This window comes from Thermodesulfobacteriota bacterium (assembly GCA_039028315.1).
In the GTDB taxonomy this organism is placed as follows: Bacteria; Desulfobacterota_D; UBA1144; order Nemesobacterales; family UBA2774; genus CR02bin9.
The window spans coordinates 1-7,209 of the sequence record JBCCIH010000128.1; the positions used below are offsets into that span (position 1 = coordinate 1).

Annotated in this window: 8 protein-coding genes; 6 read left to right on the forward strand and 2 right to left on the reverse strand. The window is 38.8% G+C overall.

The window, feature by feature from the left end:
* The first annotated feature begins 112 nt into the window (after positions 1–112).
* From AAF462_08430 to AAF462_08440, 3 genes are read left to right on the forward strand one after another with little or no spacing between them, the layout of a single operon-like run.
* The gene (locus AAF462_08430; protein MEM7009144.1) at positions 113–1,114 is read left to right on the forward strand and encodes a TRCF domain-containing protein; all 1,002 of its coding nucleotides are present in this window, start codon (positions 113–115) and stop codon (positions 1,112–1,114) included.
* A 24-nt stretch (positions 1,115–1,138) separates the two neighbouring features.
* Positions 1,139–2,035 carry a peptidylprolyl isomerase gene (locus AAF462_08435; protein ID MEM7009145.1) on the forward strand — a complete coding sequence of 299 codons (897 nt, stop codon included), beginning with the start codon at positions 1,139–1,141 and terminating at the stop codon, positions 2,033–2,035.
* A complete protein-coding gene (locus AAF462_08440) occupies positions 2,025–3,020 on the forward strand; it encodes a peptidylprolyl isomerase (protein ID MEM7009146.1) in 996 nt (331 codons plus the stop codon). The genes AAF462_08435 and AAF462_08440 overlap by 11 nt, the downstream gene beginning before the upstream one ends.
* Here the strand turns inward: AAF462_08440 and AAF462_08445 are convergent.
* Entirely contained in the window at positions 3,010–3,516 is a 507-nt protein-coding gene (locus AAF462_08445) for a cupin domain-containing protein (GenBank protein ID MEM7009147.1), read from the reverse strand. The two genes, AAF462_08440 and AAF462_08445, sit on opposite strands and share 11 nt — an antisense overlap.
* A 132-nt stretch (positions 3,517–3,648) precedes the next feature.
* On the opposite strand from AAF462_08445, the gene AAF462_08450 reads away from it, so the two are divergent.
* Positions 3,649–4,095, forward strand: a complete 447-nt coding sequence (locus AAF462_08450; GenBank protein MEM7009148.1) for an Hsp20/alpha crystallin family protein — start codon at positions 3,649–3,651, stop codon at positions 4,093–4,095.
* A 37-nt stretch (positions 4,096–4,132) separates the two neighbouring features.
* On the opposite strand, the gene AAF462_08455 is transcribed toward AAF462_08450, so the two are convergent.
* Complete coding sequence (locus tag AAF462_08455; GenBank protein ID MEM7009149.1) at positions 4,133–5,068, reverse strand: hypothetical protein; 936 nt, start codon at positions 5,066–5,068, stop codon at positions 4,133–4,135.
* Between the two features lie 354 nt (positions 5,069–5,422).
* Between AAF462_08455 and AAF462_08460 the strand changes: the two genes are divergently transcribed.
* Together AAF462_08460 and AAF462_08465 are read left to right on the forward strand one after the other, a co-directional pair.
* On the forward strand, positions 5,423–6,430 hold the full coding sequence (locus AAF462_08460) for a BtrH N-terminal domain-containing protein (GenBank protein MEM7009150.1): 1,008 nt from the start codon (positions 5,423–5,425) through the stop codon (positions 6,428–6,430).
* A 3-nt stretch (positions 6,431–6,433) separates the two neighbouring features.
* Positions 6,434–7,111 carry an HAD hydrolase-like protein gene (locus AAF462_08465; GenBank protein ID MEM7009151.1) on the forward strand — a complete coding sequence of 226 codons (678 nt, stop codon included), beginning with the start codon at positions 6,434–6,436 and terminating at the stop codon, positions 7,109–7,111.
* The last annotated feature ends 98 nt before the right edge of the window (positions 7,112–7,209 follow it).

A 7,209-nucleotide genomic window follows, 5' to 3' on the forward strand; every position in this document is an offset into this window, starting at 1 on the left:
ATAGACAATAAACTTGCGCTTGTGATATGCGACATTTTAACAAAAGCAGACGCTTGCTGATTCAAATACTCTAACCTTTTCCTATGGAAGTGTGAATGCCTAAAGGGTACTTATGGTACTTGTTAAGAAAGAGATTAAAAGAGGTGGTGCAGTGTTTTTCATACACAACCGCATCAAGGACATCTACCGGGTAGCTGACCAGGTGCAGCAGCTCGCGCCAAATGCTAAAATTGAAGTAACTCACGGGAGAATGAGGGAAAAGCCTCTTGAACAAGCCATAGAGAGATTCATAAACGGACAAATAGACATTCTTGTCACAACTGCAATAGTGGAGTCGGGACTAGATATACCAAGGGCAAATACTATAGTAATTGACGAGGCGCACACTTTTGGTCTAGCAGATCTATATCAACTAAGAGGAAGAGTAGGAAGATCTGAGCAAAAGGCTTATTCGTACATGCTAATACCTTCTTCCAAGCCTCTTACAGATGAGGCAAAGAGGAGGTTGAAGGTAATATCCGAGTTTAAAGAACTAGGTTCAGGGTTTAAACTTGCACTATCAGACCTAGAGATCAGGGGAGCGGGACATCTTTTTGGCAATGAGCAATCAGGTCATATAGCGGACGTTGGGCTTGAGATGTATTTAGATATGCTGGACGGCGCAGTTAAAAGACTTCAGGGCCAGGTTCAAAGAGATGAGCCTGAGCCCGAGATTTCTCTTAGCACACCGGCTCTAATACCTCAGGATTATATTACAAATGATGCCGAGAGGCTTGTTTTATACAAGAGGCTGTCTTCGCTGAATACTAAAAATGAGATACGCGAGCTAAAAACAGAACTCACTGACAGGTTTGGCGAGATTCCAGAGTCTGCTCTTAACTTAATCGATCTAATGGATCTTAAACTCCAAATGAAAGGGCTGTATATTGAAAGAGCTGAGGTAAAAGAGAAAAGAACCGTTATAATATTTTCTCAAAATTCAAAGTTCTACGACAGCTTTCCTCCGAGAGGAAAGATGGAAGTATTCCATGAAAATGAAGACTCAATTGGCGAGACTAGATCTATATTAAAAGACATAAAGAAACTTGATCAGTCTCAAACTGGCACGAACTAATTTTATTGTTGGAGAATAAAAGCTATGAGATACTTAAGCGTCCTATTTATTTCTTTACTTTTAGTTGGGTGTAATAGCAGCACAGATAACGTAGAGGAAACAAACCATGCTGAGAATATTGATGACAGCGAGATTATAGTTCAAATAGGCACAGACGGTATTACAAAAAATGAACTCAATGAAGCGCTAGATAAAATATCGATAAAACAAAAAGCGATTTACACTTCCTCACCTGAGAAATTTAACGAATTTTTAGAAAACCTCATAAATCAAAAAGTCCTATATAATGAGGCCTATAAAAGAGGTATTGAAAGCAGAGATGATGTACAGAAAAAAATCTATGATTACAAGAAAAAGCTAGTAGCCAAAACCTTTGGCAAAGAAATACTCAATGAGATAGAACCCAGCAATGAAGAAATCAAAGAGCATTATGAAAATAATAAGGATGACTATCAAACTGTAGACATAAGTAAAATAGAGATAAAGTTTATCCCTAACGATCAAGACTCAAGAGCATCTGCACAGCTTCGTGCGCAAGAGATTTTCGAGAGAATAGAATCGGGTGAGAGTTTTGAAGAGCTTGCCAAAGAATATTCAACCGATCAATATACAAAAGGCAAAGGCGGCAAGATTGGAAGCGTTGAAAAAGGACGATTCCCCTCGGAAATAGATGCGGCATTATTTGAGCTAAAGAAAGAAGATGTCACAAAACCGTTTGAACTTGACGGAGCTTACCTTATAATTAAAGCAAATAGTGATCCTGATTTCCTGCCCTATGCGCAAAGTGATCGGCGAGTTCGCTCTAAGCTTGTAGAAGAGAGGCTGTTTGATTATATAGCAGATCTTAAAGAGCAGTGGGAAGTTAAGATATACGAAGATAGATTAGAGGAGATTTACAAAAGTGAGTCAGATGAAAAATAAAATATACCAAATAGGCATATTCTTTATCCTAAGCTTAGTTTTAGCCAGTTCACTAAGCGCCCAAGAAGTAATAGATAGAGTTGTCGCAATAGTAAATGATGATCTAATTACGCTTTCCGAGCTTAAAGAGGCTTCGCTTACCCTAGACCCGGCTTCCAATGAGCAGATGGATGATCGTACATTGCTTAATCAAATGGTTGAGTCAAAACTCTTTGAGCAAGAGGCAGAGAAAAGAGGTATTAAGGTTTCAGAGGAAGAACTTGATGCAAGTATTGAAGGAGTAAGGGCTAGATATAACCTAAACGAGGATCAGATGGAAGAGGTTCTCAAAAAGCAAAACCTCACTCCTGAAGCTTTTAGAGAGCAGTGGAGGGTTCAGCTTTTGGGAAATAAACTATTGGAATCACAGTTAAGAAATAAAATTGTAATAACTGATGATGAGGTAAGGGAATACTATGAGCAAAACTATGGGGAGATAGATTATTCAGAAGCATTTTCAAGCACTGAAGATTCACAAGAAGAAGTAGAGATAGCTCATATACTAATATCTCCTGAAAGTCCAGATGCAGTACAAAAAGCACAAGAAGTGGCTCAGCTTGCAAAATCCGGCGATGACTTCTCAACCCTTGCGAGAGAATACTCTGACGACAGCTTCACGGCTGACAAAGGCGGAAATCTTGGAACTTTCAAAAAGGGAGATTTAATCGAAACCCTTGAAGTGGCCGTTGAACGAACATCTGTCGGCGATGTGACAGGCCCAGTTGAGTCTCCTGCTGGATATCATGTTCTAAAAGTCCTAAAGCGCACCAAAGCTGATAATAATAACAAAAAGGACGATAAAAAATCTGCCCAAAGCGAACTCGATATTCCTGAAAGTCAGGAGGAAGAAATAAGAGACATCATACATAGGCAAAAAGCACAGGAGCAGCTAAAAACCTGGCTTGAAGAGATGAGAGAGAGCGCCTATGTGGAGATTAAGCTTTAGTAAGTTTTAGGATTAACTCTTTTTGAGATGGGAACTCATTTATTAGAGCTGACCTATCCCCAATCTCATGATCCGCAAAATCAAACGCAGGAGCCATCGTTGTTCCCATTAGAGCAAACTTTCCGCCCTCTTTCAAGCATGATCCCTGCCAGACATTTTTAGGAACATTAACTTGCACTAACTCGCCTTTAATTAAATCCTGACCGAGAACAATTGTCTGCGAGGATCCATCTGGAAATAGATGAAGCATATTAACCGGATCTCCCAGATAAAAATGATATATCTCATTTGTAGGAAGACGATGAAGAAGAGACTTTGTATCCGGCGTAAGTAAATAATATATAGCACAGCTCATAGAACGTTCTGAATCGTACTCATCTGGAAGTGAAGGTGCACTAAGCATGTGCCCTGAGCGCTGCGTCTCTGAATAGTACCCACCCTCGCCAGGAAGCAATTTCATATCAAAGAGTTTTATTATATCTTGGGCAGTGATCATGGCTTTATCTAAAATATATCAATAATCTTAACCACATTTTTATCGATTAAAAATAATATCTTGAAATACCTAAAAGTGTGACTAATTTGTAATTGTAGGCAAATAAAATTAGACAACACGGAGGTCGAAAATATGAGATTAAAAGTTTGGGAACCACACAGAAGGTTTAGACCGATTTACAACAATGTAGACAGATTCTTTAATGAATTTGGCTGGGGACTTCAGCCAGCAGAAGAACTTAATGAGGGCAGCTGGACACCGAATGTAGATATTTATGAGACAGAGCAAAGCTATGTCCTAAATGCGGAGCTTCCAGGCCTAAGTAAAGAAGAAATCAATATTGATGTAAACGACAACACTCTCACTCTAAAAGGCGAGAAGAAATTTGAAGAGAAGGTCGAGAAGGAAAACTATGTCAGGGTAGAACGCTCTTATGGAAGTTTCTCTAGAAGCTTTACGCTCTCAGATGACGTAAATGCTGAGGCAATCACAGCCAACTATAACCAAGGAGTTTTAGAGTTAACTCTCCCTAAAAAAGAAGAGGCTAAACCCAAAGAAATTAAAGTAGAGATCAACTAAATAAATTCTGTAAGGGGCCCCACCAAGGGGCCTCTTATTAATTTTCTATTCCCAGTTTTTTTCGCAGCCCACGATCTATATTATTATTCTTTGTCCAGTAATCACTTTTTAGTACCTTATTCATAACAGCTTTAGTCGTTAGTGTTTTTGCTCCCGGACCAAATCCGCTTTTGTAGGTCTCTTCCCAAGAGACAATTTGATATGGGAAGAGTTTTCCAAAAGTGATTTTCATAGTTCTTCCGGAATCATCGTAGCTAAGCGTGTAATCCATTAGGCTATCATCGTCTGGGTTTTGTGTAAGAGCCGCATCTGATATTTCAACCTCAAGCTCTTTATGAGTGAGCCTTGAAGCCATCGCTGAAGGAATGATCTTAATTTTTCCCTGCGGAAGAGTTTCGGGCGAGAGTCTTATCCAAGCCCAGATTTCATCCTCTAAGATTTCTTTTTGAAGACTGAACTTTTCATCTCCCTCTGATTCGAAATAAGAAAAGCTTCTTACTTCATATCCGTTATCTTCTAGATTGAGCTGGGTAAATGTATTTCCGCACCACTCCTGTGAAGACGAGGTGAGTTTAAGAGTATTCGGGTATGAACTTAAATCTACAGGTGTAAAGACTGAATCCATCATAGAGTAGCGGTAAATTCCGGTATCAAACTTCTTTATTCTGTTTAGTTTTAGAACGCTCACGGCATCCTCTTTAGCGCTCTGTGGGTTATCAAGTTTAACTTGCTTAGATTTTGAGAAATCTTCAGTCACAAAAACAAGCACCGCGTAGCCCTCATGAAGCTCACCGTAGCGCGCCTGCTCTAGTTTGTAGCTTGTAATCTCAGCCTCCCCGCCGTACCAATAGTCTTTAAATGCTTGGCTGTCATGTGGATTCTCAGAACTAGAAGAATCTTGGGAATAAACCCATGAAAAAGGGGTTACTATGAAAAGTAAAACAAGGGTATATGCAAATAATATTCTATACATTTAATAACGCCTCCAAGTAATTTATGTAGATAGTATAATGGATGAACTGTAAAGCTATAAGATGCAATTTTTATGAAAAAAACAAGGGCAAGCTAGTGAAAAAAAATTTCACCAGCTCGCCCTTTGGAGGATGATGGCAAAATAAATAACTTAATTATAAATAGGATTAGATAGTAGTTCTGAAGTTGGCTTCCGACACCAGTTAGAACATAATCATCACCCTTGATAATAGTATAAACTAATTTTTAGAATTTACATAATCAATATTAAAAATATTTGCATATAGCATAGTTTATTAGAAAAAGTCGCTCTATGCTCAATATAACTAATATCTTATGGTAGCTTTATATCCCTATGAAAAAGACAATTGATAACTGGGTCCATATTCCCGGGCTTCACTGCGGATCTGTAACGCTTAGAGACGTGATGACGCACTACGGTTACAAGTGGTCTGAAGCCATGTGCTTTGGAATCGGCGGGGGACTTGGTTTTTATTACACCATCAAAAAAGACACTAGCCCTTCTCATATGATTTTTGTAAGAGGGCCTATGATGGAGACCACTTTTCTTAGCTTTGTAGATAAACAGACTGATTGGAAACACTCTAGCGAAGACGTTGTATCAATGGTTAAAAAATATATAGATCTGGACGTGCCTGTAGTTATACAAACTGATATATATTATCTCGATTACTACAACTCAAATACTCATTTCCCGGGTCACATAGTTTCAGTTTGGGGATATGATGATGAGAGTAAAACCATCTATGTAGCTGATAACCATCTTGAGGGTTTACAGAATGTTCCATATGAAAATTTTAAACAAGGCATGGCATCTAATGACTTATCTAACCCTCTTAATAATAACTTCATAGACGTCAGGTTAGATAAACCTGTCGACAATTTAGAAGATCTAATACCATCAGCAGTTAAAGAGAATGCCAGAAAAATGCTTTACGGATGCAGCGGAGGCAGGGGGGAGTCTTCAGTTTATAAGATAAAAGAGTGGTCTGAAGATCTTCCAAACTGGAGCGATGTGGAAGACTGGAAGTGGTGTTCACGCTTTGGTTATCAGGTTATAAAAAAACGCGGAGTTTGCGGAGCCGGGTTTAGATGGATTTACAGAGATTTTCTAATAGAGGCAGAAGAGATAGTGCCTCTTATTAAAGAGTTGGGATTAGCGAAAAAGATGGACTTTATTGGTAGTAAGTGGAGCGATATTGCTCTTTTATTAAAAGAAATAAGCGAAAAAGATCTTCCAAATGAGACATTATTAAAAACCGCGTCACAAAAAGCATATGAACTCTGGGAGCTTGAGAGTGATTTTTATAATACTGTGGCAGAGAAAATTGAGACTGAATAAAAGATGAAACTACTACTTTTTGATATTGACGGCACCCTTTTAACAACAGACGGCGCAGGTACTAGAGCTGCAAACAGAGCGTTTGAAAAAGTGTACGGCATAAAGGGAGCTATGAGCAAAATAGATGCCGCCGGAAAAACAGATCCCATAATTCTTAGGGAAATATTTCAAAATGAATTTCAAAGAGACTATGAGCATCAAGAAGCTCAGGAACTCTATAAACTTTATGTGCCGTTTTTAGAGGAAGAGACAAAAACATCACAGACATTTGTCATGCCTGGAATTCCAGAGCTATTAAAGAGGCTATCCCCAAGAGAAGATATGATATTGGGCGTTGCCACAGGGAATATTGAACAAGGCGCCTGGATCAAGCTTAGAAGCGGCGGAATACATAGCCACTTTAGATTTGGGGGTTATGGCTCAGACTCTCACATTAGAGAACATCTTATTAGAAAAGCCTATGAGAGAGCAAATGAATATTTAGAACATAAGATAGAGATCACAAAAAAATTTGTAATTGGCGATACTCCATATGATATAAATCATGGCAGAGCCGCCGGCGCCGTTACTGTTGCAGTCGCCACCGGCAGATTTACTGCTTCAGAATTATATGAACACGATCCCGATCATTTGTTTGAAGATTTAAATGACCTTGAATCAGTGCTTCCAATCTTTGAGTAAAATGGACATAAAAAAAGCGGGCTAACCTGAAAGGAGAACCCGCTTTTTCTTAATTTTTCTTATCTCTTTTATAGCTGTTGTTGGGAAACTTACATCAT